General features: G+C 50.3%; 21 protein-coding genes and 1 pseudogene. 13 read left to right on the top strand and 9 right to left on the bottom strand.

The features are described from left to right. Positions 1 to 110: 110 nt before the first annotated feature. The 4 genes and pseudogenes from P6574_RS08655 to ndk all read right to left on the bottom strand — a co-directional run bounded on the left by P6574_RS08655 (position 111) and on the right by ndk (position 4,585). Positions 111 to 2,144, bottom strand: a complete 2,034-nt coding sequence (locus P6574_RS08655) for a hypothetical protein (protein ID WP_310619944.1) — start codon at positions 2,142 to 2,144, stop codon at positions 111 to 113. A gap of 300 nt (positions 2,145 to 2,444) precedes the next feature. Next, positions 2,445 to 3,182: pseudogene (locus tag P6574_RS08650) on the bottom strand (IS5 family transposase). A 66-nt stretch (positions 3,183 to 3,248) separates the two neighbouring features. Beyond that, entirely contained in the window at positions 3,249 to 3,893 is a 645-nt protein-coding gene (locus tag P6574_RS08645; protein WP_310619943.1) for an NAD(P)H-dependent oxidoreductase, read from the bottom strand. Between the two features lie 269 nt (positions 3,894 to 4,162). Continuing rightward, positions 4,163 to 4,585, bottom strand: a complete 423-nt coding sequence (gene ndk / locus P6574_RS08640; protein WP_310619942.1) for a nucleoside-diphosphate kinase — start codon at positions 4,583 to 4,585, stop codon at positions 4,163 to 4,165. Between the two features lie 266 nt (positions 4,586 to 4,851). Here ndk and P6574_RS08635 point away from each other — a divergent pair, with 266 nt between their 5' ends. Beyond that, entirely contained in the window at positions 4,852 to 6,732 is a 1,881-nt protein-coding gene (locus P6574_RS08635) for an ABC-F family ATP-binding cassette domain-containing protein (RefSeq protein ID WP_310619941.1), read from the top strand. Between the two features lie 73 nt (positions 6,733 to 6,805). On the opposite strand, the gene P6574_RS08630 is transcribed toward P6574_RS08635, so the two are convergent. Both P6574_RS08630 and P6574_RS08625 read right to left on the bottom strand, forming a co-directional pair. Further along, complete coding sequence (locus P6574_RS08630) at positions 6,806 to 7,282, bottom strand: DNA polymerase III subunit chi (RefSeq protein ID WP_310619940.1); 477 nt, start codon at positions 7,280 to 7,282, stop codon at positions 6,806 to 6,808. Positions 7,283 to 7,838: 556 nt separating this feature from the next. Then, a complete protein-coding gene (locus P6574_RS08625) occupies positions 7,839 to 9,338 on the bottom strand; it encodes a leucyl aminopeptidase (protein ID WP_310619939.1) in 1,500 nt (499 codons plus the stop codon). Positions 9,339 to 9,569: 231 nt separating this feature from the next. Here P6574_RS08625 and lptF point away from each other — a divergent pair, with 231 nt between their 5' ends. The 12 genes from lptF to P6574_RS08565 all read left to right on the top strand — a co-directional run bounded on the left by lptF (position 9,570) and on the right by P6574_RS08565 (position 23,715). Continuing rightward, the gene (lptF, locus tag P6574_RS08620) at positions 9,570 to 10,751 is read left to right on the top strand and encodes an LPS export ABC transporter permease LptF (RefSeq protein WP_310619938.1); all 1,182 of its coding nucleotides are present in this window, start codon (positions 9,570 to 9,572) and stop codon (positions 10,749 to 10,751) included. A 3-nt stretch (positions 10,752 to 10,754) separates the two neighbouring features. Beyond that, positions 10,755 to 11,843 (top strand): LPS export ABC transporter permease LptG, encoded by a 1,089-nt coding sequence (lptG, locus tag P6574_RS08615; RefSeq protein WP_310619937.1) that lies wholly within the window; start codon positions 10,755 to 10,757, stop codon positions 11,841 to 11,843. Positions 11,844 to 11,986: 143 nt separating this feature from the next. Beyond that, positions 11,987 to 14,212, top strand: a complete 2,226-nt coding sequence (locus tag P6574_RS08610) for an LPS-assembly protein LptD (protein WP_310619936.1) — start codon at positions 11,987 to 11,989, stop codon at positions 14,210 to 14,212. Between the two features lie 190 nt (positions 14,213 to 14,402). Beyond that, complete coding sequence (locus P6574_RS08605) at positions 14,403 to 15,332, top strand: SurA N-terminal domain-containing protein (RefSeq protein ID WP_310619935.1); 930 nt, start codon at positions 14,403 to 14,405, stop codon at positions 15,330 to 15,332. Between the two features lie 17 nt (positions 15,333 to 15,349). After that, positions 15,350 to 16,366, top strand: a complete 1,017-nt coding sequence (gene pdxA / locus P6574_RS08600) for a 4-hydroxythreonine-4-phosphate dehydrogenase PdxA (RefSeq protein WP_310619934.1) — start codon at positions 15,350 to 15,352, stop codon at positions 16,364 to 16,366. Next, a complete protein-coding gene (gene rsmA / locus P6574_RS08595; protein ID WP_310619933.1) occupies positions 16,366 to 17,208 on the top strand; it encodes a 16S rRNA (adenine(1518)-N(6)/adenine(1519)-N(6))-dimethyltransferase RsmA in 843 nt (280 codons plus the stop codon). Before pdxA ends, rsmA begins: the two co-directional genes overlap by 1 nt. A 530-nt stretch (positions 17,209 to 17,738) precedes the next feature. Further along, positions 17,739 to 18,659, top strand: a complete 921-nt coding sequence (locus P6574_RS08590) for a sugar ABC transporter substrate-binding protein (protein WP_310619932.1) — start codon at positions 17,739 to 17,741, stop codon at positions 18,657 to 18,659. A gap of 84 nt (positions 18,660 to 18,743) precedes the next feature. After that, entirely contained in the window at positions 18,744 to 20,312 is a 1,569-nt protein-coding gene (locus P6574_RS08585) for a sugar ABC transporter ATP-binding protein (RefSeq protein ID WP_310619931.1), read from the top strand. Next, positions 20,309 to 21,307 (top strand): ABC transporter permease, encoded by a 999-nt coding sequence (locus P6574_RS08580; protein ID WP_310619930.1) that lies wholly within the window; start codon positions 20,309 to 20,311, stop codon positions 21,305 to 21,307. Before P6574_RS08585 ends, P6574_RS08580 begins: the two co-directional genes overlap by 4 nt. Beyond that, on the top strand, positions 21,304 to 21,717 hold the full coding sequence (gene rbsD, locus P6574_RS08575; protein WP_310619929.1) for a D-ribose pyranase: 414 nt from the start codon (positions 21,304 to 21,306) through the stop codon (positions 21,715 to 21,717). Before P6574_RS08580 ends, rbsD begins: the two co-directional genes overlap by 4 nt. After that, a complete protein-coding gene (locus tag P6574_RS08570; RefSeq protein WP_310619928.1) occupies positions 21,714 to 22,664 on the top strand; it encodes a ribokinase in 951 nt (316 codons plus the stop codon). The genes rbsD and P6574_RS08570 overlap by 4 nt, the downstream gene beginning before the upstream one ends. Positions 22,665 to 22,716: 52 nt before the next feature. Continuing rightward, a complete protein-coding gene (locus P6574_RS08565; RefSeq protein ID WP_310619927.1) occupies positions 22,717 to 23,715 on the top strand; it encodes a LacI family DNA-binding transcriptional regulator in 999 nt (332 codons plus the stop codon). A 198-nt stretch (positions 23,716 to 23,913) separates the two neighbouring features. On the opposite strand, the gene gmk is transcribed toward P6574_RS08565, so the two are convergent. The 3 genes from gmk to mltG all read right to left on the bottom strand — a co-directional run bounded on the left by gmk (position 23,914) and on the right by mltG (position 26,840). Beyond that, positions 23,914 to 24,612 carry a guanylate kinase gene (gene gmk, locus P6574_RS08560; protein ID WP_310619926.1) on the bottom strand — a complete coding sequence of 233 codons (699 nt, stop codon included), beginning with the start codon at positions 24,610 to 24,612 and terminating at the stop codon, positions 23,914 to 23,916. Positions 24,613 to 24,656: 44 nt separating this feature from the next. Beyond that, complete coding sequence (locus P6574_RS08555) at positions 24,657 to 25,550, bottom strand: YicC/YloC family endoribonuclease (protein ID WP_310619925.1); 894 nt, start codon at positions 25,548 to 25,550, stop codon at positions 24,657 to 24,659. 87 nt (positions 25,551 to 25,637) lie between these two features. After that, positions 25,638 to 26,840, bottom strand: a complete 1,203-nt coding sequence (mltG, locus tag P6574_RS08550; RefSeq protein WP_310619924.1) for an endolytic transglycosylase MltG — start codon at positions 26,838 to 26,840, stop codon at positions 25,638 to 25,640. Between the last annotated feature and the right edge of the window lie 43 nt (positions 26,841 to 26,883).

Genomic DNA, 26,883 nt, shown 5'->3' with positions numbered 1-26,883 from the left:
GCTGTCTCTATAGCTAAATGCAATTGCCTCGCATTTGACATAGGTTAACGGCACAAGCAGCCGGAGCGTTTTAATGCACCCCGACCACTTAAATTCTTTAAATGTTTCGTTTATTTCGCAGCGGAGACTTTAACTTTGCCTGCCATCACCATGGCATTGCCCGCATGAGTGATTTGCGGCACATTATCCGCATCGGTGTCTATATCCTCGTTACCGGAAATAACGTTTTCACCGGAGTCGCCTAGCCACTCAGCCAGCTGCATGCCTTCATCCACATTACGGCCATTGATAACAGTGCGGAACCAGCTCTCATAACGCTCCGTCAAGCTTGCAAGGTCCAGAAGCGGCTCGCTTTCCCCTTCGCTGTTACGCAAAATTAGCATGGAACTGCGAAGGCCAGCGCTGATTGCCGCCGCCGTATATGGAGTGTGCTCAGTTGGCTTACCTGGAACAGCAGCATAAGTGCCGATTTCCTTGTCATACATCTTAGCTTCAATGGTCACGTACAGCTTGCGTGCAGCTTCCTTGTAGCCCTCTTCCTTAGTGGCGATGAATGCTGAGCTCAATCCGTGCACAACGGCGAACTGCGTACCAAGGCTCTGCTCACTACCAGCACCTTTGCCAAGCTCAAAGCTGTCTACGGCAAGGCCGTTTTCAGCAATGAGGTTCTTCAGGATAAAGTCCGCCTGTGCCTTAACCAGCTCAAGCGCCCGCTTGCCGCGTTCTGTTTCAAGGCTTTCACCCGCATCAGCAGAAGCATAGCCCACCGCTAAGGCATCTTGAGAACGCTGATAGATGGTCAGAGCCTGAAGAGCGTAAGCTGCATCATATGTAGTAACAGAGGAGCCCTGCTTGCCATCATAACGGTCAACCAGTGTGCCTGCTTTTCTGTTGAAGTGCAGAACATCAAGGTTCTTGAAAGTAGCGTTGGTCAGCGTGCTTGCAACTGAGAACACATCATCAGAGGCAACGTTATTCGCCGGGTCATTATCGGTGTTTTGTGCTGGCGCTGCCGCAAACGGCGCTCCGTCAAACACTGCAAGGAAAGCCGGGCTCTGATTAATATTCACTGGGCGCTGGTCGGAGAACGCATAAACCTCAGAAAGCGGCCACAGCATCAGCCAAGTATCACGCAGTGTGGAGACCCCATCGTTTACCTGCAAACTGTCAATTGCCTTTACAGAGTTCTCACTCTTCTCCGTAACAGTAACTTTGTGTGGGAACCAAATTGGCCCTTGAGCTGGGTCATACTTGGCGCTCAGCTTAACACCAAGCTCTCTCCCATCATAGCCGAACTGGTCGCGCAAGGTCACTAAACGGTCATTGATCATTTCTGTCAGAATAACGCCGTTGAACCCGTCAGCGGTGGACACACCTAGGGCATGGACCCCATCCTGATCCATCTGCGCGCTGTTCGCCTCAACCTCTTCATCTCCCTCGATGGTGTGCATACCGCCAAGGAAATCCTGTGCCCACATCACATCCTTCAACATAATACCCGCAGCAGCGCCGGGATTGAAGGCCTTATCCATGCCCTCTTCTTTCCATGCCAATGAAGCATAGTCACGAAAATAAGCGGGTATATCAATTTTAACGGATTTGGACTCACCCTTTGCAGTCAGCAGTTCGATCTCATCGCTGGAAACTACAGTGGTATCAATGGCCTTTTCAAACTCAGGCACCGCAGACATGTACGGGAAGGTAATGGGATACATGTTGAGCGGAATTTCTTCTACCGGAAACGCCACGGAATCAGCCAACTCGATTACTCGCTTGCCCAAGCTCTCCAGTGAGCCGCCACGAGCCTTGTTCAGCGGACCATTTACAATATGCGGGCCCATCTTGGACTGGTAGTTGACCGCATACATAGCCTCCTCAGAGTACTCATAGCTCTCGATGCCAGCGGCATAATCAAAAGCTGTAGGTTGATTGACCAGATTTGGGTCAAGAACATCGAGGTCCAGCCCGAGCCCTTCTGCCAAGGGTTCACCGGAAAGCTCAAACTCCGTATAGGCCAGAAACCCGCCCGCAGGATCAAAGGTCTTGTCCAGAACCTCCACTTTAACCTCAGCGGACCCCGCCAAAGCTGCGGAACTGATTGTAAGTAGGGACGCAAACGATAGAAGTGCCGTTTTATTCAACATGCTTTTACTCAGAATCTATAAATGGGGATTTACCCGGAATGAGCAAACCTCCCTATCCCCCAACGCTTTGAGAAAACCAGAGCAAATGTGGCAGCCTCTCGCAATTGAGAATGATTTGCAGTCCGAACTATCTAGCTTTCGTCCCGTGAACGGTAAATGACAAAAGTCAATTACTACTAAAATTTAATCTAAGTCTTTGAAGGACGTTTGGCAAAGTATCCTCACAAGATCATTTACTCACTAACACCTGCCATATATCTGCTTTCTGTAACCGCTTTGACAGCGCCACCTAGGATCTGTTTACCTACTACGAAACCATAACCTAACAGCAGCTAAGTGTAAGCGGCCCAAGTAACTGCAAGCTGTTTTGACATAGCCGGTGGCAACCCTTCTAGCTGTTTTTAGCTTGTGGAAGCAGCGTTCTACTTGACTTCGCAAAACCTAGATAAGGCGGTCTATTTCTATGGGTTCTTTACGACTTCGACGTCCGGGGATCACGGCTGTGCCACCATTGGTTTGGCAATGCTCACGAATACGATCACCGTCATAGCCTCGATCCGCGATCAAAACCTTGGCAGCAGGTCCATCTCCGTTATAAAGGAGGTCATATCCTTTATAATCGGAGACTTCGCCGCCAGAAATTTCAAGACGTGTCGGTAGTCCCATAATATTGGCGATCAGATGGACTTTCGTCGTGAAGCCACCTTTTGCGCCCGCCGCCTGCTGGTGGGCACGAATGATAGTGCTATCAATCATATGAACACTGGAAGGGATTGCATTACTGTCATTCAACACGGACAGGATCAATTCCCAGAACCCTGCTTGGCTTCACCGGCGGAGTTGTTGGCATACACTGATCCATTTCCCAAATTCTTCGAGCAAATCGCGCCACTGTGCACCAGCTCTGGCAATCCAAAAGATCCCGCCAAGAACACGGCGATGGTCCTTCGGGTTACGACCACCTCGTCCCCGTATGGCAGCGACAAACTGCTCAAAAAACGCCCACTCATCATCACTCAACAAGTGCCGCGCCAAGATAACCTCTCAAAAAATTACCTTGAATCGATTATTATCAGGTTTGTAAATCTTATTTGCAGACAGGACCTAGAGAACTTGCAGAACATTTTCTTTCGGGAGTCTTGATTTTGGGAGCGTGGCATTGTGATGATAACCTAAAGCCAGAGCAATACTACAGACATAGCCATTCAACTCTTTTTCGAAGACTTTACTGATAAGCGCAGTATCAACACCGTCCATAGGGGTGCCATCTATATTGAGGCGGGCAAGTACATGCAGCGCATTGCCCAAGGCAATGTAAGTTTGAGCATTTGTCCACGCAGATGTGTTTCCATTTTCATCGGTGTTCATCTCGGCAAAAGCGAACTTTGCTAAGGCGCTGTCTCGTTCTTCAGGCGCTGTACGATTACTTGCTATATCCGTATCGACAACCTTGGCATAATCCTCTCGTGTGTACCGCGGATTATGGGCAAGTAAGATGACATGTGAAGCATCCAACACCTGACGCTTGTTAAACTGAAACATATTAACAAATGTCTCTCCCATCCGTGCTTTGGCTTCACCGCTTTCCAACACAATAAATTTCCAAGGCTGTGAATTGATAGAGGATGCAGTCAAACGCAGAGCCTCATAGAGGACTTCCATTAGCTCTTTTGGAACACGCTTGTTTGGATCATACCGTTTCGCAGTTTTGCGAATTGCGAGGTCAGATACGATAGGGTGTTGGCTCATTTTTTCCTCATTATCCATTACGGTTTGTGAGAGTTTATTTGGGTGTATCAATCAAAATCAGCCCCGTATATCAGAAAAATAATGGAGGCAAAGGATCACAGATTACCAGATCTGTTCAGCTGACGACTTCATGAATAACTTAGCAAACTCGCTCAACGGACAGCTCAACAACATGGAGCTGCATAAGCTTGGTCACACGCTTTATCTTGCCCACAAAAAAGGCCGGGGTTTCCCCCAGCCTTGCAAACTTGAATGGTAACATTCAAGAATTAGCCAACTACTTCTGTACCGGAGAACCAGTAGGAAATTTCTTCGGCAGCTGTTTCAGGAGCATCTGAACCGTGTACGGAGTTTTCGCCGATGGACAGAGCGAATTCCTTACGGATTGTGCCGTCTGCTGCGTCCGCTGGGTTTGTTGCGCCCATAACTTCACGGTTTTTCGCAATAGCGTTTTCGCCTTCCAGAACCTGAACGATTGTAGGAGCGGAGGACATGAATTCTGTCAGTTCGCCGAAGAAAGGACGCTCTTTGTGCACAGCGTAGAAGCCTTCTGCTTCACGCAGGGACATCCATACGCGCTTGGATGCAACAACACGCAGACCAGCTTCTTCAAGCTTGGCTGTGATCGCACCTGTCAGGTTGCGCTTTGTTGCGTCTGGCTTAATCATAGAGAAAGTGCGTTCAATCGCCATTGTATACCTGCCTAATAGTTGCCGAGCCAAAAAGAACTCGTAAAACGGACCTCAAGGGCCCCTACACATATTTTTAGTGTTCGCGCAGGATATACGTTTAGAACACATGAAATTGCAAGAGAGTATCCCCTCCTTCCATGCAGGTTTCCCATTGAAAGCGCGAAGGGGCGTATTTTTCTTTTACAAATCAAAAGCTGACAGAAATATATCACTCATTACGCACTCCCCTCTTGCAAAATGTAATCTTGACGTTTTAACAGGAGCACATGCTTCAAATAACAGACCTGACATACCGCATAGCGGGCCGCCTATTAATCGACAGCGCCAGCGTCACGATTCCCTCTAGCTCCAAAACCGGACTTATCGGTCGCAATGGCGCAGGCAAATCTACCATTTTCAAATTGCTCACGGGTGATCTCTCGCCCGAGAGCGGCAGCACGTTCATGCCGCGAAATGCTAAAATTGGACAAGTTGCACAGGAGGCTCCCGGTACACAGGAAAGTTTGCTGGAAGTCGTCCTCGCGGCCGATACGGAAAGAACAGCGCTTTTGAATGAGGCGGAAAGTGCAACGGACCCGCACCGCATTGCCGAAATACATACACGCCTCACCGACATTGACAGCCACAGCGCCGAAGCTCGCGCGTCGGCTATACTCAACGGTCTGGGCTTTGACAATGACCAGCAAAAGCAGCCGTGTGCCGATTTCTCGGGTGGCTGGCGCATGCGCGTCGCGCTTGCAGCCCTTCTGTTTTCCGAGCCTGACCTCTTATTGCTGGACGAGCCCACCAACTACCTCGACCTTGAAGGCACCTTGTGGCTTGAGAACTTTGTGGCCAGGTATCCCCACCAAGTTCTCTTGATCAGCCATGACAAGGACCTGCTGAATAAAGCCGTTGATTCTATCGTGCATCTGGCTCGCGGCAAACTGACATTCTACCGGGGCGGGTATGACAGTTTTGATCGCCAGCGGCGCGAGAAAATGATCCTGCAGCAGAAACAGTCGGAAAAGCAGGAAGCGCAACGAAAGCACATGCAGGCTTTCGTTGACCGCTTCAGGGCCAAGGCGACAAAGGCACGACAGGCACAGTCCCGTTTGAAAATGCTGGAGCGTTTGCAACCGGTCTCGGTCTTGAACGAAGAAAGTTCCCTGCCATTGAGCATTCCAAGCCCCAAGGTGCAACTTTCTCCCCCCATCATCAGAGTTGAAAGCGGCTCTGTTGGCTACGGGGAAAAAACTGTGCTATCGCACCTCAACCTCAACATCGACCACGATGACCGCATTGCCCTGCTGGGAGCTAACGGTAACGGTAAATCCACGTTCGCAAAGCTGCTCGCCGGGCGCTTAAACCTGCAAGCGGGCGATATTGTGCGCTCGTCCAAACTGGAAATTGCATTTTTTGCCCAGCACCAGCTTGATGACCTCATTCCGGAGGCAACACCGGTTGAACATGTGCGCCGCCTCATGCCGCAAGAGCAGGAGGCCAAGGTCAGGGCACGGGTGAACAGATTCGGCCTACCCACCAGTCGAATGGACACGCCTGCAAAGGACCTGTCCGGAGGTGAGAAAGCACGACTTCTTCTCGGCCTTGCCACCTTTAACTCTCCCAACCTCCTGATTTTGGATGAGCCTACCAACCACCTTGACATTGACAGCCGCGAGGCTCTCATCCTTGCCATAAACGAGTTTCAAGGCGCTGTTATCCTGATCAGCCATGACAGATATCTGGTGGAAGCCAGCGCGGACCGCCTCTGGCTCGTCAAGGAGGGGGGCGTTCAAAACTATGACGGAGACATGGAAGACTATCGCCGTCTGATCTTGCAGGGTGATAGTGCGGCGACAAAGGACAAGAGCAAAGCTGAAAACTCGGCAGGTCAGAACAAGCGCAGAGAGGCCGCCGAGCGGCGCGCCCTTCTAGCGCCTTTAAAGAAAAAACTCAGCAAAGCAGAAAGTGAGATTGCGCGCCTTCAGGAGAAAATTGAAAAATTGGATGTAGCCTTGTCTGACCCCGAGCTCTACACAAAAGATCCAGAAAAGGCGACCAAGTACGCCAAGATACGCGCCGAAGCAGAGCGTATTCTGGCCCGAGAGGAAGACATCTGGCTTTCCTTGAGCGACCAGATGGAAGAAGCTCAATCGGAAGATTGAGCGGTTCGGTACTTAATAAAATTTAAGTGGGTTTACTCCGGTCCCACTTAAATTATAACGTTAACTATATCTGTTAGGTCGCTGTTTTATTGTTGTTTTGTTCAGCCTTTTTCTCCCACCCACCAGCATCCGTCTGCGCCCAGTATGTGAGTGCGAATGGTGTTTTTTTTGCGTCCAACCAGCACTTGCGGGCCTCTGACAACGCCTCAGGGTCATTGCCATCGAACATATAGATAATGCGCTCATAACCTGTCGCCTCACGCATAGGGGCACGGTCCACACAAAAACGGACAGCAGGTAAATTCGGGCTATCCCCCTCACAGGTCAAATAAATTGGCTGCGCTTCTTCAAAGCCATCTTCCTTGGTGCCATGAGGCAAAAACGCTTCTTCGGAAAAAGACCATAAATGCGCATTCAATGCATCCCGGCGCTCCTTGCTTCCAAACTCCACAACAACCGCCCAATCCCGCTCTAAACACTTTTGCAGCAAAACCGGAAGTGCTTGTTCCAAAGGGTATTTTGAGAGCTGATAGAATAAAACTTCTTCCATATCTCTTTCTTTCTAATCTAACCTGCCAGCAACGACCTTAACCTGACGGTAAACAGTCCCATTTTGTTGATAGGCAACTTTTGCGGATCAAACGTCAAGCTTTTAGCTTGAACAACAAACCACAATAGTTGATAAAGGATATCTTCATAAAAAGGGTGATACTCGGGAAAATTAACCACACCTAAATATTGGGTGCGAGATAAAGTCATTAAATCTAAAGTTAGCATTTATGACAGTACACCCCATCTGGAGTGCAACAGAGAGGCATTATGCTGAGCCGTTTGGTTATATTTTGTGTTTTAGTCGGCGGTCTCGTCGGCGTGACAGCTGCAGTCGGCGCAATGCTTCCAGAAGAAGCCGTAATTTGCGACAACTACAAAACTTGCTAATTACAATGCAAGTTTCTCCTCAATCAGGAAAAACAGATTAAAAAAGCCGGTTGAATGACAACCGGCTTTTTTAATCCTTTATAGTCTTGAGATGTTTTTGGAAACACCCCAAGACCACACTCACCTACCCTATCTGAAAACCGGCGCCCACTTTTACCAGATGTGCATTAGCCTTCATAATGGGACTTGACCAGCTCATTGAGCAGGCGTACGCCGTAGCCGGATGCCCAGCCTTGACTGATTTCTGTTTTTGGAGAACCCATGGCTGTTCCCGCAATATCCAGATGGGCCCATGGGGTATCATTCACATAGCGTTGCAGGAACTGAGCGGCCGTTGTAGCCCCTGCCAACCTGCTTCCACCAGTGTTACGCATATCGGCGTTTGGTGTATCTACCATCTTGTCATATTCATCGCCAAGCGGAAGACGCCACAGTTTCTCGCCCGATGTCTCACCTACCTCAAAGAGTTTTTGAGCAAGCTCATCATTGTTTGAGAACAGGCCTGCGCGATGATTACCCAAAGCAATGAGACAGGCACCCGTCAAGGTCGCCAGATTGATCATGATAGATGGCTTGAACCGGTCCTGCGTGTACCAAAGCGCATCACCAAGAACCAACCGGCCTTCCGCATCCGTATTCAGCACTTCAACCGTCTGTCCAGACATGGAGGTCAAGATATCACCCGGACGGATCGCATCACCATCTGGCATATTTTCTACAAGGCCGATGACACCGATGACATTGGCTTTGGCCTTACGGGCTGCAAGAGCATGCATCAGACCGGTAACAGCAGCAGCACCGCCCATATCACCTTTCATCTCGTCCATGCCAGCGCCCGGCTTAATGGAAATACCACCCGAGTCAAAGACAACACCCTTACCAACAAAGGCAATTGGGGCCTCCCCCTCTTTACCGCCATTCCACTTCATGATGGCAAGACGAGCTGGACGGCGCGAACCACGGGCAACTCCAAGAAGGGCACCCATGCCAAGCGTTTCCATCTGTTCAGCTGTAAGAACTTCAGTTTCTACGCCAAGCGCTCCCAGATCGACAGCCTTTTGTGCAAATTCCACTGGACCCAGAACATTCGGGGGAAGGTTGACCAGCTCACGCGCCAGCAGAACACCTCCTGCAACCCCTTCATATTCCTTCCACGCAGCTGCCGAGGAGGCTTCATCCCCAACTTTAAGCGTCACATTTAATGCATAGCTCTCACTCTTCTCATCATCAGCTTTTTTTGTTTTGAAATCATCAAAAACATAGCTGCGCAGAAGCATGCCCTGAGCCAGATAAGCCGCATGCTTGTCAGCAATTGCAGGCGCTGCCATGCACACTTCAGCGGCTTCAATATTCAAAGACTTGAGCTTGCCAAAAAGTGCCCCACCGAGTTTAAGCCAGTCCTGCTCGTTAAGCTCGCTCGCCTTACCAAGGCCAGCCACGATCACACGGTCGACGTCAGCGCCCGCAGGCGCGATCACATCAAGAAAACTGGACTTTTTACCTTTAAAATCAGCAATGGAGGCCGCTTTTTCAATCGCCTCCCCAGAACCACCAACAGCAGCAATTGCTTCGCCATCAATTTTCAGTTCATCATCTGCAAAAATAACCAGTGTCGGCACTGAGGGCTTTGAAAAAGCTTTAATTTGAATAAGTGGTAGGGTGGCCATTAATGTTCATCTTTCGTTTTATGTGGTTCTTTAAAAACCCCGCAGGGCACGACCACGATTAACATATAGTATACAATGGAGCTCTCGCCCCCGAGTTTCAAGTTTTCTGAGAGAAACTAACGGGTTTATTCAATTATTCCATATGCAAGAGATCACTAGGCCTCAAAAGCATGCTAAGGAGGTACGGAATCGGAATTATTTTAAAATAAACAACGGACTTTGCGTAGCTGTATGAATACCATTGAACGCTACATCTTGAAGCCGGCACTGAGTACATTTTTGCTTGTTGCTGTTGTGCTTGTGGGTATCGTCTGGGCGACGCAAGCTTTACGCCAGCTGGATCTTGTCACCTCCAAGGGGCAAACACTTATTCAGTTTGGCTACATTACATCCCTCGCCCTGCCCGCCCTCGCCATCTATGTTTCTCCTTTTGCTCTGGCAATTGCCCTGATCATTGTCCTGAACAGGTTGGCCAGAGACAGCGAACTGATCGTCATATCTGCCTCTGGAGCAAGCCGCTCCATCATCATGCGTCCAGTGATAGTGTTCGCCTTGCTTATCGCCGGATTTATGGCCTTCCTGTCCATCTACCTCTCACCCATGTCCAATGCGACCTTGCGTGATGAAATGACAAGAGTGCGCGCTGACCTGATTGCCAACATCGTCAAGCCCGGCCGTTTTTTGAGTATTGGCAAGGATCTCATATTCCATATCCGCAACAGGACCGGCGATGGCATCCTTGAAGGCCTTTTGCTTAACGATGAAAGAGAGGCGGAAACCACGTTCACCTACACAGCAGAGAACGGGCAAATAGTAGAAATTTCAGGAAAAACCCTGCTTGTCATGCTTGATGGAACCATTCAAAGGCGCTCCAAGACTAATGACGACATTTCAATTGTTGCATTTGAATCCTACGGATTTGACCTGACAGCCATGATGCCGGAGGCGAAGCAGCCGGTTTACAAGGCAGATGAACGGCCAACTTTCGAACTACTGTCTCCGTCCCCTGATGATTCTTATGCGAAAAAACACCCGGAACGACTAGTTGTCGAGTTTCATGACCGCTTGAGTGCACCCCTTTACCCGCTCGCATTTGGACTTATCGTTTACGCCTTGATGGGCGTGCCGAAAACCACCCGGCAAAATCAAACTATGGCCATTGTTTTCGCAATAGCCTTATGTGCCCTGGTTCGCACCGCAGGCTTTGGCGCCTCCTTGGTTGTCAGCACCAATCCAAACATGTACTGGACCCTCTACGGAGTGCCTCTTCTGGCTATCTTTCTCGCCTCATGGGCGACAGTCCTCTCCCAGCCCCCGTCTTGGGCGACACAAACAAATGAATGGCTCAGCCATCAGGTAGAAAGACTTTCTAGTAGGAAAAAGTCTTCAAACTCACACGAGGGAGGAGCATAAGCGATGGGACGAACTCTATCTATCTATATATCAAGTCGCTTTTTGAAGAACATTCTTGCGCTCTTCATATTTGCGACACTCATGATTTTCCTGTTTGACTTTCTGGAGCTTGTTAGGAAAGGCGCAGACAGAGAGGGGTTTTCCGTACTCAGAGTGTTGGCCATGTCCATTTTGCGCGTGCCACTTCTGTTGGAGCAAGTTCTCCCCTTTGCCGTCCTGTTTGGTTCAATCTGGGCTTTTCTTTCGCTAAGCCGCAGCCTTGAGCTTGTTGTAGCGCGGGCCTCAGGTATGTCAGTCTGGCAATTTACAGCACCGGCAGTACTCACCGGGCTTTTTATTGGCATTTTTGCAGTGGCCGTTTACAACCCCATTGCCGCAAAGATGCAAGAATACTCAGACAAGGTTGCGGAAGGCCTGTTCGGCGTTGACCAAAGTTACATCATTGGCAACCGCGGAGAAGTATGGCTCAGGCAGGATGGCTCCGATGGGGAGTCCGTTTTGCATGCCCGGCACTTTATGGACAGTGGGGCACAACTCAACGGTGTAACTGTTTTTGCGTTTGACAACGCAGGAGAGTTTCTGGAACGAATCGAAGCAAACTCGGCAAAACTCTCCGATAACATCTGGCATTTGAACAATGTAACCGTCTATGCGTTGGACACTGATCCACAACATTATCAATCTTATACACTTAGTACTTTTCTTACTCCAACGGAGATCAAGGAGAGGATCGCATCACCAGAAGCCATTAGTTTTTGGGAGCTCCCCCGCTTTATAGAACTCTCACAAAGGGCAGGACTCCCAGCATATCGGTATTCTTTACAATATCAAACGCTGCTCGCTCGGCCTCTACTGTTTGTGGCTATGGTACTTATCGCCGCAACAGTATCTTTGAGAGTATCCCGGTTCGGAGGGGTTGGAACGTTAATTGTTAGTGGAATTTTTTGTGGCTTCGTGCTTTACGTTATCACCGAGGTCTCAAAGGATTTGGGGGGCGCGGGGATTGTCCCGACGACCGTTGCAGCATGGGCACCTGGAGTATTTGGGGTTCTTATGGGTTTATCAATCCTGTTGAAGCAGGAGGACGGCTAATGCGACAGCCGACCGGCCGCCAACAGAATAAAAGTGTACTTTGTGCCGCGGCACAAAAATTACTGGTGGGTGTTTCGTCCTTTGCTCTTTTATATGGAGTAACTGCGTACGGAAGCACTACCAGTGTGCTCGCACAAACAAGTATGTCAGATTCATTAGTCGGGAAAGTAGATTCCACGCAGCCTATGCTGCTGGAGGCAACCGACCTTAGATATGATTTTGACAAGGATATCATCAGCGCATCAGGCAGTGTGGAAATCTACTTTGATGACTATACCTTGCGGGCTGACCGTGTCGAATATGACCGAAAGGATGGCAGGCTCTTCGCCTACGGCCACATTCGGATGACCGAGCCTGATGGCAATCTAATTCAAGCTGAAAGCCTTGAACTGAGTGACGATTTTGCCAATGGCTTTATCAAGGCACTGGAAATCGACACGCCGCAGTTTACAAGGCTGACCGCTGAAAGTGGTACCAGAGAGAACAATAATCTAACCACTTTGGAAAATGGGGCATACTCAGTCTACACCCAGAAGCCGGCGCTTTGGCGTATTAAGGCTGCCAAGATTGTCCATAATGAACAAGAGCAGACCATTTATTTCAGACGGCCTAGTCTCGAATTTTTTGGCAGCTCTATTGCGACGGTTCCCTCGTTTACAATTGCGGATCCTTCAGTCAAAAGAAAGTCGGGCTTTTTGACCCCGTCATTCATATATCGCAGCCGTATCGGGTATGGCCTGTCCATTCCATACTACTGGGATTTGAACCCCCATTATGGCCTGACCACAACGCTCACTCCAGTTTCCGAACAGGGAGCTTTGCTTAGTGCCAACTGGCGTCAGAATCTGGAGGGAGGGAACTATACTCTTTCAATGGGCGGCATCCGACAGGCTCAACAGGAGAAGTTTTCAGGCTCTAGCGGTGAAGAGCTCGGGCGCTTTATCGTAAATACCACCGGCAGCTTCGACCTGACTGACAGGTGGCAAGCAGGCTGGAACCTTACACTTGCCACGGATAGAGCCTTCAGAGAAGATTACTCATTTGCGGATTTCGGATCCGCTCAGGAAACTTCCGAGATCTACCTTAGTGGCCAAAGTGAGCGTAATCGCTTCCAAGGTAATATTTACGCCTTTCAAATCTCGCAGGAAGACAACGAGAACTCTACGGAACCAACCAACCCGACAGCTCCGTTCTCTCCCGTGGATGACGACCTCCAAAAGAAACAACCGGTTGTTCATCCCGTTATTGATCACACCTACTTTTTCGCCCCGCCGATTTGGGGAGGCGAGCTGGCTTACACTGGCAACTTTACCAGTTTGACACGTAGTGAAACGGACGCATTTTCATATAATGATGTAAACCGCTTCAGGGGCGTTGAGGGCACCTTTACAAGGTTAAGCACGGATCTAAGCTGGCGCAGAACCTTTATCGACCCCATCGGGCAGGTTTTCACACCATTTGCCTATGCCAATTCCAGCCTGTATTTCCTTGGCTCGGCCGATGACGACGTGGAAGCCCTAACGGATGATGCAGTCGTATTCCGGGGAATGCCGGCAATTGGCCTTGAATATAAGTACCCAATTCTGGCCGGCTTTGATGGCGGGCACCAAATCATTGAGCCAATTGCGCAAATTATCGCACGGCCCAATGAAGCCCATATTGGTGAGCTGCCAAATGAAGACGCCCAAAGCATGGTTTACGATGCTTCTACTTTGTTTGAGTGGGACAAGTTTTCAGGGTTCGACCGTGACGAAGGCGGCGTAAGGGCAAACTTCGGAATTCAGTATCGCTTACAGTTTGACCAAGGTGCTTTCGCAAGTGCAACCTTCGGAAGTTCCTATCAAATCGCAGGCAGAAACTCATATGCAACTCCTGATATTCTTGACGCCACCGGAGATTCTGGGCTAGAAACCGACCTTTCGGACTATGTCGCAAGCTTCTATTTCGATACGAATGCCGGGGCTCGAATTGGAACCACCGCACGCTTTGATGAGAGTGACTTCTCAGTTCAAAGGGCCGAGGTGAATGCCAGTGCGCGTTATGGCCCCCTCTCAGGGGTCCTCAGCTATGCATATCTGGCGGCGCGCCCGGATGCGGGGATTGATGAAGACAGACAGGAAGTCGTAGGTTCTGCCAACTTGAACATTGTCGATGACTGGCGCCTGTTTGGCTCACTGCGTTACGATATTGAAAACGAGGATGTGGTTCAAAATCTTCTCGGACTGGGCTACGATGACGAAGGGCTTTCTCTTGCTGTGTCTTATGCAGAGGATCGCAGCCGTGACGATGGGGAGCCGGTGGAGCAGATCTTCTACCTTCGCGTCGGCTTGAGAACCATTGGTGACACGGACATAAGTACCAGTGATTAAGGCATAGTTGCAGAAAAGGTATATGGGGACAAAGTGTTTCCATATGCCGGTGGGCTCAGTAAACTTAAAGTACTGACACTTAGGAAGAACTTTAGACAGGCTTCTGTCACACGCCAGTATATCGTTTTTGGCGACTGGCATTGGAGTGATCAACTTTTGGATGTTGGGGACATCAGAAAGCAATAGCATGATGAAAAAACACTTTCTTGGGCTTTTCCTATTGGCGGCTTGTCTCAGTGGACCTGTCTTAACTCCAGAACCGACACAAGCGGCGACGCGCATTGCTGTCGTTGTGAATGACAAGGCAATTACAAGTTACGACTTGTCTCAAAGATCCAAGCTTATAACGCTGACAACCCGCGCTCCAAAATCGGTAGCCAATCGAAGGGCGCGTGAAGAGCTGATCGAAGAAGCGCTGAAACTTCAGGAAGCTGATCGTATTGGCATTAAAGTCACCGACAAGCAGGTGGATGAAGCATTTGCTTCAATTGCGCGGCGTGTGAAGTTATCACCCAGCCAGTTCAGGCAGGCCCTTGGTCAGAGCGGTGTAAATTCCAAGACCCTTAAGGACAGACTGCGCGCCGAAATCTCTTGGCAGGATATTGTCATGCGCCGTTTTCGTGCCACGGTCCGTATCAACGAATCTGATGTGATTGCTGCACTTCAAGGCTCACAAAAGGGCGCCAGCAATACGGCTATCGAATATGATCTCCAGCAGATTATTTTTGTGGTTCCCGGTAATGCCAGCGCTTCTTACAAGCGGAGCCGACAAAAAGAAATTCAAAAACTGCGGAGCCGTTTCACCTCCTGTAGAGAGGGACTGCGCATTGCCAACGGCCTGAAGGAAGTTGTTGTAAAGCCGGTGGGTCGTAAACTGGAAAATGAATTGCAGCCCTCCACATTAAAAGAGCTTGAAAAGATTTCCGTTGGCCGTCTGACACCTGCGAAGAAAAGCCCAAGCGGATTTGCAATGCTCGCCCTTTGTGACAAGAGCCGGATTCAGACCGATGCTGTGGCCCGCGCAGAGATGGAAGGCGAGCTTCGCAACCGCGAAGGGCAGCAACTGTCGCGCCGTTACCTGCGGGATCTACGCTCCAATGCAATTATCGAAGAACGCTAGTCAGGCTATATAAATATATGAGACGTGCCAAAAAAGCTCTTGCCGTGACAATGGGAGACCCTTCGGGTATCGGGCCCGATATTACACTCCTTGCATGGCAGGAGCGATATAAACGGGATATTCCTTGCTTCTACCTGATAGCTGATCCCGCCTTTATCCAAGAGCGCATAAAACTGCTGGGCTTGCCCATGAAGATAAAGGAAACCACGCCGGAAAACGCACGTTTTGCCTTTGACACACACCTGCCTGTGGTTCCTCTCAGTGGTTCTGTGAGCGCCTCTTGCGGGGTTCCGTCTTCAACAAATGCGGCGCTGGTTCTGGAATCCATTGCCACTGCTGTGCAGCATGTGCAGACAAACCGTGCGGATGCGGTCGTAACCAACCCGATCTGTAAATCCTCTTTGTATTCAGCCGGGTTCAAACACCCCGGGCATACCGAGTATCTTGCCTCACTTGCAACAGACATGGATGGCGTGGAACCCACCCCCGTGATGTTGCTTGCCGGTCCGCAGCTGATGACTGTTCCTTTAACAGTTCACATCCCCCTTCAAGAGGTTCCGGCGACTTTAACGGAAGATCTCATCATTGAGAAAGCCAGAATTGTCCACCGGGACATGAAAGCACGCTTTGGGCTTGCCAGTCCCAGACTTGCAATCTGCGGCCTTAACCCTCATGCCGGTGAAAATGGGACAATGGGCCTAGAAGACCGGGACGTAATCCTTCCTGCCATTAAAAAACTTCAAGAAGAAGGTATAGAGGCGAGCGGCCCGCATCCGGCAGATACCATCTTCCACCCGGGTGCACGAAACAGCTATGATGTGGTTCTAGCCGCCTATCACGATCAGGCGCTAATCCCCGTCAAGACGATCGCCTTTGACGAAACTGTAAATGTAACCCTTGGACTTCCGTTTGTACGCACCTCCCCTGACCATGGAACAGCCTTTTCGCTGGCAGGCACGGGAAAAGCTTCAGCGGGTAGTCTATCTGCTGCCATGCGTCTTGCTGTGGCCCTTGCCGAACCAGAGCTCGTTTAATGTCTCAAATTGATAGTCTTCCACCGCTTCGAGAGGTAATCGAGGAGCATGGCCTTAATGCGCGTAAATCGCTTGGCCAAAATTTCCTACTGGACCTGAACCTGACAAGCCGCATCGCGCGCTCTTCCGGTCCTTTGGAAGATACGACAGTTATCGAGGTGGGCCCTGGCCCCGGCGGACTGACCAGAGCACTTCTGGCAGAAGGAGCCAAACAGGTTATCGCAATTGAAAAAGATACTCGTTGTCTTCCTGCTCTCCAGCAGATAAGCGATCATTATGATGGCCGCTTGAAAGTAATTGAGGGAGATGCGCTTAAGTATAACCCTGCCGAGCTGGCGGACGGGCCTATCAAAATTGTCGCGAACCTTCCCTACAATGTGGGAACCCAGTTGCTATTGAGCTGGTTGACTATGGATCAGTGGCCTCCGTTTTGGTCCTCACTCACACTCATGTTCCAAAAAGAAGTGGGTGAACGTATCGTGGCAAGTCCCGGCTCCAAGGCCTATGGGCGGCTGGGAGTTCTTGCCAACTGGAGATGCCACACGGACATCCTGTTTGACCTGAACCCCAAAGCTTTCACCCCTCCCCCTAAAGTAACATCGGCAGTTGTCCAGCTGCTTCCACGGGAAGAGCCTCTCAGCTGCCCTATAAGGTCCCTGGAGAAAATAACAGGGGCCGCCTTTGGGCAGCGAAGGAAAATGTTGCGGGCAAGCTTGAAGGCGTTAAACCCCGATGCGGAGGCCATTATCACTTCAGCAGGAATAAAGCCGACAGCCCGAGCCGAGGAGATTGATGTGGAAGGCTTTGTCCGGCTCGCTCACGCATTCGAACAAGCTTCCTAGCCTTTACCTCTACAAACCAGCTTATATAAGTGCTTCAAGTCCCCGCTTCATATTTAAATAGCGGGGGCACTTACCAGTCAGTTCTGTTGTAGCGCCTTGGTTACTGCCTCCCTTGTGCACATCACACATGTGTTTCCTCAGAGCACCAACGAATACCTATCCGCATTATTGCAAACCTATGGGTATGCTTGAATCCCGACTCATTTGATGGGATGACGGCGGAATGTGCGGCGAGATCAGCCCGCCTTAGGTCACACCGGACAGATGAAGCGCCGATCCGGTATCCAGACCACAAACTATCGATTGTGCGTTATCACTGCTGGTACAAGCAGCTGGGTCTTTCGACAAGTTTACCGCGCGCGCCCTTTATGCTTCGCAGTCAGAATCTGGAAATCAACATAAAATATGAAAGCATTCAAATAAATGAAACGTTTCATATTGACCTCAAAAAACTTGAGTGCTCATATAACGACGATTCGTTTGCGCAAATTCGGGAGATTGCATTCGAATCTATAATAGGGAGATTTACTATGGGTTTGCTCAAGTTTGCAGCTACTGCGGTAACTGGTCTTACACTGCTCGGTGGCACAGCCTTAGCCGATGAAAAGCCACGTGTTGGCCTGATCATGAAGTCTTTGGCCAATGAATTTTTCCAAAATATGATGGTAGGCGCGAAAGAGCATCAGGCAAAGCGCGGCGACTATGAGCTGCTTGCGGTGGGCATGCAGAACGAGACTGATTTTGAATCCCAGATTAATGCCGTGGAGAATTTCATTACCCAAGGTGTTGACGCAATCGTTGTGGCCCCTGCTGACTCTCGTGCCATGGTGCGCCCGCTTAAAAAAGCCATGAAAGCCGGTATCGTGGTTGTTAACTTTGACGTTGCACTGGATGCTGAGGCAAAGAAACAACAGGGTGTCGAGCTGGCATTTGTGGGCCCCGATAACAGAGGCGGGGCAAAACTTGCCGGTGATGCTCTTGGTAAAACGCTCGGCAAGGGTGGTAAGGTTGTCATTATCGAAGGCAACCCTGGTGCTGACAATGCTAACCAGCGCCGTCTGGGCTTTGAAGATTCTGTGGCCACCTATGAGCTGAACCTGCTCGATAGCCGCACCGCCCACTGGGAAACCGAGGAAGCCAATTCCGTCTTTTCAAATATGCTCACGGCTCACCCAGACATTCAAGGCGTAATGGCTGCAAACGATTCCATGGCGCTTGGCGTGGTAAAAGCCATTGAAAGTGCCGGAAGAGAAGACATTCTCGTGGTTGGCTTTGACAATATCCCTGCAGTCACTCCGATGATCAATGACGGACAAATGCTGGCAACTGTTGACCAGTTCGGAACAGATATGGCCGCAAATGCCATTGATCTGGCACTGGAAGTTGTCCAAGGGGGCGAGCCGCTCAAAGGCTGGGTTAAAACACCGATTTCTCTGGTTGTTGCGCAATAAAAACTGCTTCAAGAGCCTCCGCATGTGCTTTGCCAAGTGCGGAGGCAGCCCACCACGGTTCCTATATAGACAAACGGAAGCATAATGACAGGCGCCCCACAAACCGCTCCCCTTGGCAATGAGACTGCAGCCTCTCTTCTAAGTGTTAAAGGCGTAAAAAAACACTTTGGAGGCGTGAAAGCCCTCGACGGGGTCGATTTTTCATTGCGGCAGGGGGAAGTTCACGCCCTTGTTGGTGAAAACGGAGCAGGAAAGTCGACCTTGATTAAAGTCCTCTCAGGGGTCTTTCCTCATGATTTGGGAGCAATTTCACTGGATGGCAGGGACTACCGGCCCGAAGGCCCGAGCACAGCAAAAAGCTCAGGAGTTCAGGTTGTCCATCAAGAGTTCAACTTGCTTGACCATTTGAGCATTGCTGAAAACATATCCATAGAACAGCTGCCAAAAACAAAACTTGGTTTGCTTAATCGCAGCGAGCTCAAGAAAAGGGCCCGCACGGCACTTGATGCAATTGGCTTGAGTAATATTGATGTCACGCAGCCTGTTAGCAGCCTCGGCATTGCCCATCGCCAGCTTGTAGAAATCGCCAGAGCGCTCCAGTCTGAGAGCAAAATTCTCATATTGGATGAACCAACGGCCACCCTCACTGAACGGGAAACGGGTCGTTTGTTCGAAATCGTCTCAGCAATTAAAGCCAAAGGCGTGACAGTCGTTTTCGTATCGCACCACTTGAATGAAGTTTTTACCATCTGTGATCGCATCACTGTTTTTCGCAACGGGAAAACCGTTTGCACAGTTGACGTCGCAGACACAACACCCGTTGCAATAATCGAGAAAATGGTTGGGCGACAGGTGCAGCAGACCACCACTCACCGAAACTTCACACAATACGCTGAGGTGAATGCTCTTGAGGTTGAGAACCTTTGCACGCAGGCAAACAAAAGCGGCACGGGTCTCTCCTTTCAATTGAAAAAGGGAGAAATTCTGGGAATTGCGGGTCTGGTGGGCTCTGGCAGAACCGAGATTTTGCGAGGGCTGTTTGGTTTAGATCGGCTTCAGAGCGGGAAAATATATCGGGACGGAGTTCCCCTGCATATTAAAGGTCCACGCGATGCCATTGCCGCCGCAATTGGTTTTGTCACCGAGGACAGGAAAGACGAAGGCCTCATTCTGGATATGCCGATCGCGGCAAACGTCTCGCTGGTTAATTTGGGCAAGGTTTCCCAAACTGGCATTCTTAACTTCTCAAAAGAAAACCGGCAGGCAACGCGCTCATCTGAACGGCTGAAACTGAAGTATGGCAAACTGGGCGATCCCGCTTCCAGCCTGTCCGGCGGTAACCAGCAAAAAGTTGTATTGGCAAAATGGCTTGCAGGTAAGCCGCAGGTCCTGCTGCTTGACGAACCCACGCGCGGGGTGGATGTGGGCGCAAAGGCCGAAATCTATACGCTCTTAAAAGGCTTGGCTGAAGAAGGCATGTCCCTTCTTGTTGTCTCCTCGGAAATTCCCGAACTCATGACACTGGCCGATCGCATTCTGGTTTTGTCTGAACACCAGATACAGGGCGAGCTCCTTCCAGATGATTACAGCGAACAGAACATTTTAAAACTAGCATATGGACACAGCACTTCAGCTGAGGAACAGCGCACATGACAACAAAAACTCTTTCCGAAAGTTCCTTTCCCTCCCTCGGTCTCTCAGTCCAAACTGTCCTGCACAAAGCAGGTATTGGGCTGGCCCTGCTGGCAATGATTGTGTTCTTTTCCCTGATTAGCGAACACTTCTTAAGTGCCAACAACATAACGAATATTCTGACACAGATTACCATCAACCTCATTCTTGCGGTTGGAATGACCTTTGTAATCTTAATTGGCGGGATCGACCTGTCCGTTGGCTCGGTCATGGCATTTGCAGCCGTGATTGCCGGAAAGGCGATCACTTTGCCCGGCATTGGAGCGCCTGAGGCCATTGCCCTAGCAGTGGTTGCAGCAACAATGGCGGGCGTGCTTTGCGGTTTTGTGAACGGCGCCATAAGTGCCTACTGGTCAGTGCCCTCCTTTATCATCACCTTGGGCATGCTGAATATTGCCCGTGGCGGCGCGCTGCAGGTATCGGGCGCACAAACCATCTATTCCTTCCCGTTTGCCTTTGAAGAGTTCGGCTCCGCCCTCATCTACGGCATTCCGGTGGTATTTCTGGTTGCGCTGCTGCTGGTGTTTATTGCTTGGTTCGTTTTGAACTTCACCGTATTTGGCCGCCTGATCTATGGTATTGGCAACAACGAAGAGGCGGTGCGGCTGGCTGGCCACTCAGTTAATCGCTACAAGATTGCCGCCTTCACCATTTGCGGATTAACCGCTGGCATTGCGGCTGTCGTTTATATGGCAAGGCTGAGTATCTCCAGCCCCATTGCTGGGATCGGATTTGAACTCAATGCCATCGCTGCGGTGATCATCGGCGGCACAAGCCTGAGCGGCGGACGCGGCTCCATTATCGGCACACTGCTTGGTGCCTTTATTATCGGCGTCTTGGCAAATGGCCTTATCCTCATTGGCTTGAGCGATTTCATGCGGCAAATGATTACAGGTGTTGTCATCATCTTCGCTGTGGTTCTGGATTACTACCGTGCAAAGTTCGCAGCAAAATGAAGCGTACCCCCCTCATAAACAAAGAAGTCAGCTCCCTTGTTGCCTCGCTGGGGCACTTGGATGAAATTGTCATTGCCGATGCAGGCCTGCCGGCACCGGCAAACGTTCCGGTTATTGATCTAGCCCTCACATACGGTGTGCCCCGCTTTGCGGAAATTATCAGAACTTTGCGTTCAGAGTTAATAATTGAACAGGCCATTTGGGCAGATGAAGCAAGCCCCGAGCTATCGGGTTTGATCGATTTAGAACTTTCCATATGGCGTGAGCAACAACAAGACAAAGGCATTACGGAAAAGCGTATATCCCATGAGCACTTCAAAACACGCACTTCAAAAGCAAGGGCGATCATACGCTCTGGGGAAGCAACTCCCTATGCAAATATAATTCTAGTGAGTGGAGTAGCGTTTTGAACACCATAGCTGTTGTCGGAAGCATTAATGTAGACCTGTTCAGTTATCTGGACCGCTGGCCTAATGTGGGTGAAACAATTGCCGTTCGCCAGACCTCTATTACTTTGGGTGGGAAAGGTGCCAATCAGGCGGCTGCCGCTGCCCGGCTTGGAGCCAGAACAGAGTTTATCGGCGGTATCGGCACTGATAGCTTTGGCGCAAACGCAAAGCAGGATCTGGAAAAGCTTGGCGTATCAGTGCGCCTGACAGAACTCGAGGAATACTCGACCGGCCTTGCGTTTATCGATGTGGGACCTGAGGGCGACAATCTTATCCGTATTGCCAGCGGCGCAAATGGAGCTTTGAAAGCGGCTCATCTGGCCCCCTTTGAGAAAATACTGACACAGTGCGATGTTTTGCTGTTGCAAAACGAAGTCAGCATCTCGGTTTCCATGAAAGCGGCCAGCATGGCACGCAAGGGGGGAGCGCTGGTAATCATGGATCCGGCCCCTGCCCCCAATCCGGCATGGACACCCCAGCAGCTGGCGAGCTTTGATATATTAACGCCAAATGCCCATGAAGCGGGAAGTTTACTGGGCACGGTTCCAAAGACACTGGATGAGGCCAGACGTGCCGCTGATGAGCTGGTGAGAACCTATAACCTTCAAGGTGCCATTGTTACTATGGGAGAGCTGGGGGGAGCGTGGCAAATGAACGGGCGCAGCGAAACATTCACCGCGCCCTTTGTTCAGTGCCTAGACACAGTTGCTGCGGGCGATTGTTTTAACGGTGCTTTGGCTGCTTCTTTGGCGGCAGGCGCAGATATTTCGGAGGCCGTATCATTGGCGGCGCACGCGGCGGCATTGGCAACCACAAAACAAGGCGCCTCCTCGTCCCTGCCATCATTAGAAGAGCTGAACAGGTTCTACCCACCTGCCTCGGGACTATTTCAATGGATAGTTGATTGAATTACCGGAGTTGTTTTAAAGCTCAAGCATGACACTCAGGAGATATTAGAAAATGCCAACGATAAAAGATGTGGCACAAGCGGCGGGCGTTTCGGTTGGTACTGTCTCACGTGTCCTTGCCAAGAACGAGAGTGTGAAGCTGCCTCTTAAGACTAGAGTTCTGGAGGCAATGGAAGCTTTGAGCTATAAGCCAAACCTTGCTGCCAGAGCTTTGAGAACGAATAGCATTGCCGTGATCGGCCTCATTCTTCCTGATATCACCAATCCGTTTTTCGCCCAACTGGCCAAGTGCGTGGAAATGGAAGTAGCCGATCATGGCTATTCGGTCATGCTTGCCAACTCACATGAGTGTGTGGAAACGGAACGGACCCAATTAACCGCCCTTCTGGACCGGGCCGTCAGCGGTGTTATTATTGTGGCTTCATCCGATGGTGATAATTCGTACACCGCGCCCGTACCTATCATCTCCCTCGACCGCCGGTTTGGGGAATGCCCCTTGATCGCCACGGATCATTTTGAAGGATCAAGGCAAATAGCTGCGCACCTGTACGCTTTAGGGCACCGGCATATCGCCTACATTGCCGGTCCCCAATCCATGGAGACTGCCCGACAGCGCCGGGAGGGGTTTGTTTCGCAAATAGAGGAACTGACAAGCCTTGAAGACCCGATAAAGCTGGAGATTTATGAGGGGCAGTTTGATTACGATTCTGGCGAAGACATGGCGAGAACTATCTTCAACAATGGAGACAAAAGCTTGCGCCCTACGGCCATTGCTGCGGCAAGTGACCAGCAAGCAATCGGGGTTCTACGCTGCGCACGGGATTTGAACCTGTCCATTCCGAAAGAGCTGTCTGTCACCGGTTTCGATGACATCTCATTGGCTTCACTCGTCGTGCCGCGCCTGACCACGCTAAGGCAGCCAATTGAGCGATTGGCAAAGTACGCAGTGAAGCGGGTTCTGGATGGCTCAGCTGAAAAACTGGATGAAAAACTTCTGGGCGATCTCGTTGAACGGGAATCTACGGCCAGAGTAACCAGCCCTATTACATAGCTCTAATGGGAAGCAAGGCCTGCGAAAACAGGCCTTTTCCAAGATACACTCGTTACTGTGGCAAGTATACTTCAACCCAAAGCCGGTATCCACTTTTCGGTGATGCGCTGTAAAACACGCCACATTCATTTGCATGCATAGCGTGTGCTCTATCTTCAAATTCTTGTCGTGAGATCAACACTACAAACAAAGATGGCCCTAAGCGCCATTGCCTTTCACCGCTTGCTTCAAATCGGCAACCATTCCATTGATGTGGGGGGCCATTGAAGGGATGCGTTCGCGGCGGAGCCGTTCTGCTTTCAAGATGGAGCGAACACTGTCATAAGCGCGGTCCAGATCATCGTTAATGACGATGTAGTCATACTTTGACCATTCACTCATTTCGCCAACAGCGGTCTGCATCCTTTTCAAGATAACGCTTTCCGCATCTTCAGCCCTTTTTGTCAGGCGCGCCCTCATCTCTGCAATAGAGGGAGGAAGAATGAATATGGAAACCACATCTTTGCGCATTTTATCATAGAGTTGGAAGGTCCCTTTGATATCAATATCGAAGAGTACATCATTCCCGCTCTCCAAGCACTCTTCTACAAGAGTTCTGGGAGTTCCGTAGCTGTTTCCATGCACGCTCGCCCACTCGAGAAGTTCACCATTTGAGGCCATATCCTCAAATTTTTCGGGCGAGATGAAATGATAATGGACACCATCTTCTTCTGTACTGCGCCGCTCACGCGTTGTAACGGACACAGACATTTTCAAATTATTTTCTTGCTTTAACAAAAGCTGAGCAATGGTAGATTTTCCAGCTCCAGAGGGAGAGGATAACACCAGCATAAGGCCTCGGCGAGACTCCTCAGCTTCTTGTGAACTCACAACGGTACCGCTTTTTATCTCGGACATCAGATTTCCTACCTTCTCAGGTAACGCCTTCTACTTTAACAAATTTACTGGAGATTCTGGATCTGCTCACGCATTTGATCAATCAAGACCTTCAGCTCCAACCCAATACTTGTCAGCTCGGTGCTATTGGACTTGGAACAAAGGGTATTGGCCTCGCGGTTGAACTCTTGTGCAAGAAAATCAAACCGCCGACCAACCGGCCCCCCTTTTCCAATCAAGGCCTGTGCAGCTTCGATATGCGCATAGAGCCGGTCGAGCTCCTCGCGCACATCGGCTTTAGTTGCAAGCAATGCCACTTCCTGATGCAGGCGCTGCTCATCCAGACGGCCAGCAGACGCCTCCAGAAGATCGTTCACCTGTTGCTTCAACCGAGCACGTATGGTTTCAATCTTCCGGCACGGCAGCTCATCAGCGTCTTTAACAAGGGCTGCCAGCTTTTCAACCTGTCCAGCAATGACTTTCTCAATGGCGGAGCCCTCTTTGCGTCTCATCTCCAAAAGAGCGTCAACGCCACTAGACAAGGATGCAAGCAACGCCGCGTTGAGGGCTTCCCTTTGCTCGGGGCTATCTTCGCTCTCCTGAAACTCGAGAACCCCTTTGTGAGCGATTATTCCCTCAAGTGTCGGCTCTGGAGAATTTGGAAGGCGGGACTTCAGGGCACTGATTGTACCAAGAACCTGCTCAAGTGCATTCTCGTTGATTTGCAGGCTGTTACTACCCTGCTCACGCTGTAATTGAAGACTGACGCTCACATTGCCACGGCTGAATGCCTTGCCAAGCAGACTGCGGACATTCGCTTCAAGACCATCGAGACCTTGTGGCAGGCGGAGCCTTAAGTCTAGTCCCTTCCCGTTGACCGAACGAAGCTCCCAGACCCAGCGGGCCGTTTCAAAGCTTCCTTCAGACCGGGCAAATCCTGTCATGCTCTCAAGTGCCATTATCTTCAACCTTTTATGCTGCCGATGTTCGTTACTCGACAGCACTCACTGCCTTTTTATGGATACAATATGCAAGGACCCCAAGGTCTATTGCCCATTGTTACTCTTTGCTGCTTTCTCAGCGGCCTGTTTAGCACGCATTTCTTTCTCGACTTTACGCCAATTCGCAACATTTTTCTGGTGTTGCTTGTAAGTCTGCGCAAAAGCGTGCCCACCGGTTCCATCAGCAACAAAATAAAGATCTTTTGTTCTGGAAGGGTTTGCAACAGCTTCCAAAGCCGCCTTGCCCGGATTGCCTATAGGCCCTGGAGGCAAAGCAGCGATTTGGTAAGTATTATAAGGGTTTACAGCATTTAGTTCAGATCGTTTAATAGCGGAGCGATCAACTTTCCAACTGTCTCCACCGTAAAGGCCATATAAAATGGTCGGATCGGATTGCAGTTTCATGCCGCGGTTCAAGCGGTTGATAAAGACACCGGCCACCCGTGGGCGTTCATCAGCCTTGCCGGTTTCTTTTTCTACAATCGAGGCCAGAATGACGAGTTCTTCAGGCGAATCTATCGGCAGGCCTTGAGAGCGCTGCTCCCAAACCATTGACAGATGCTTCTTCATTGCCTTTTGCATTTCATCAATAATTTTCTGGCGACTCCATCCACGTGTGAAAGAGTATGTGTTGGGAAGAAGGCTTCCTTCCGCAGGGATTTCTGCAATGTCCCCCAGCAAAACTTCATTGGCATTCAAGCGCGCTACGATTTGAGCACTGCTCCAACCTTCAGGGAAGGTAACCGTGTGAAAAACAGCCTTGCCAGATACCAGATCATTCATCACCTGATGCATGCTCACACCAGAGGCGAAGGCGTACTCTCCTGCCTTCATCAGGTTCTGCTGTTTGTAAAAACGAACACCGAGCTCAAAAACCAGCGCATTGCTGATAACGCCATTATCCTCCAGTTTTTCCGCGATCGTTGGCAAACTGGATCCAGATTCGATGACAACCAGACGCTCTTTGCTCAAGGGGCCGCTTTCGGCAAACTTGCCCTTACCCCAGTAAAGCCCGCTGCCCAAGCCGATGATGCCAAGGACAACAGCTGTCAGGAAGAAATTGATTGCAATGACCAAAGGGTTGCGAGCGTAGCGGGAACGTTTGGGAGGCAATGGTGCCTGATCCGGCTGGATCGCCTGACTTGGGCTCTTGGGGTTAATTCGAGGGCTACCCACGATAGCCTGCTCCGACGTCTCCCCTAAGGTTTCCTGATCATTTTCATGACCTTTCTCTGGCGTTTTGGCCATAATACTTCCCCAATAATAAGGAAGCCAGAAACCGTCGCATGCG

It is taken from the genome of Pseudovibrio sp. M1P-2-3 (assembly GCF_031501865.1).
In the GTDB taxonomy this organism is placed as follows: domain Bacteria; phylum Pseudomonadota; class Alphaproteobacteria; order Rhizobiales; family Stappiaceae; genus Pseudovibrio; species Pseudovibrio corallicola.
Note: the sequence above shows the minus strand (reverse complement) of the source record. Positions and strands in the feature narration are given on the sequence as shown.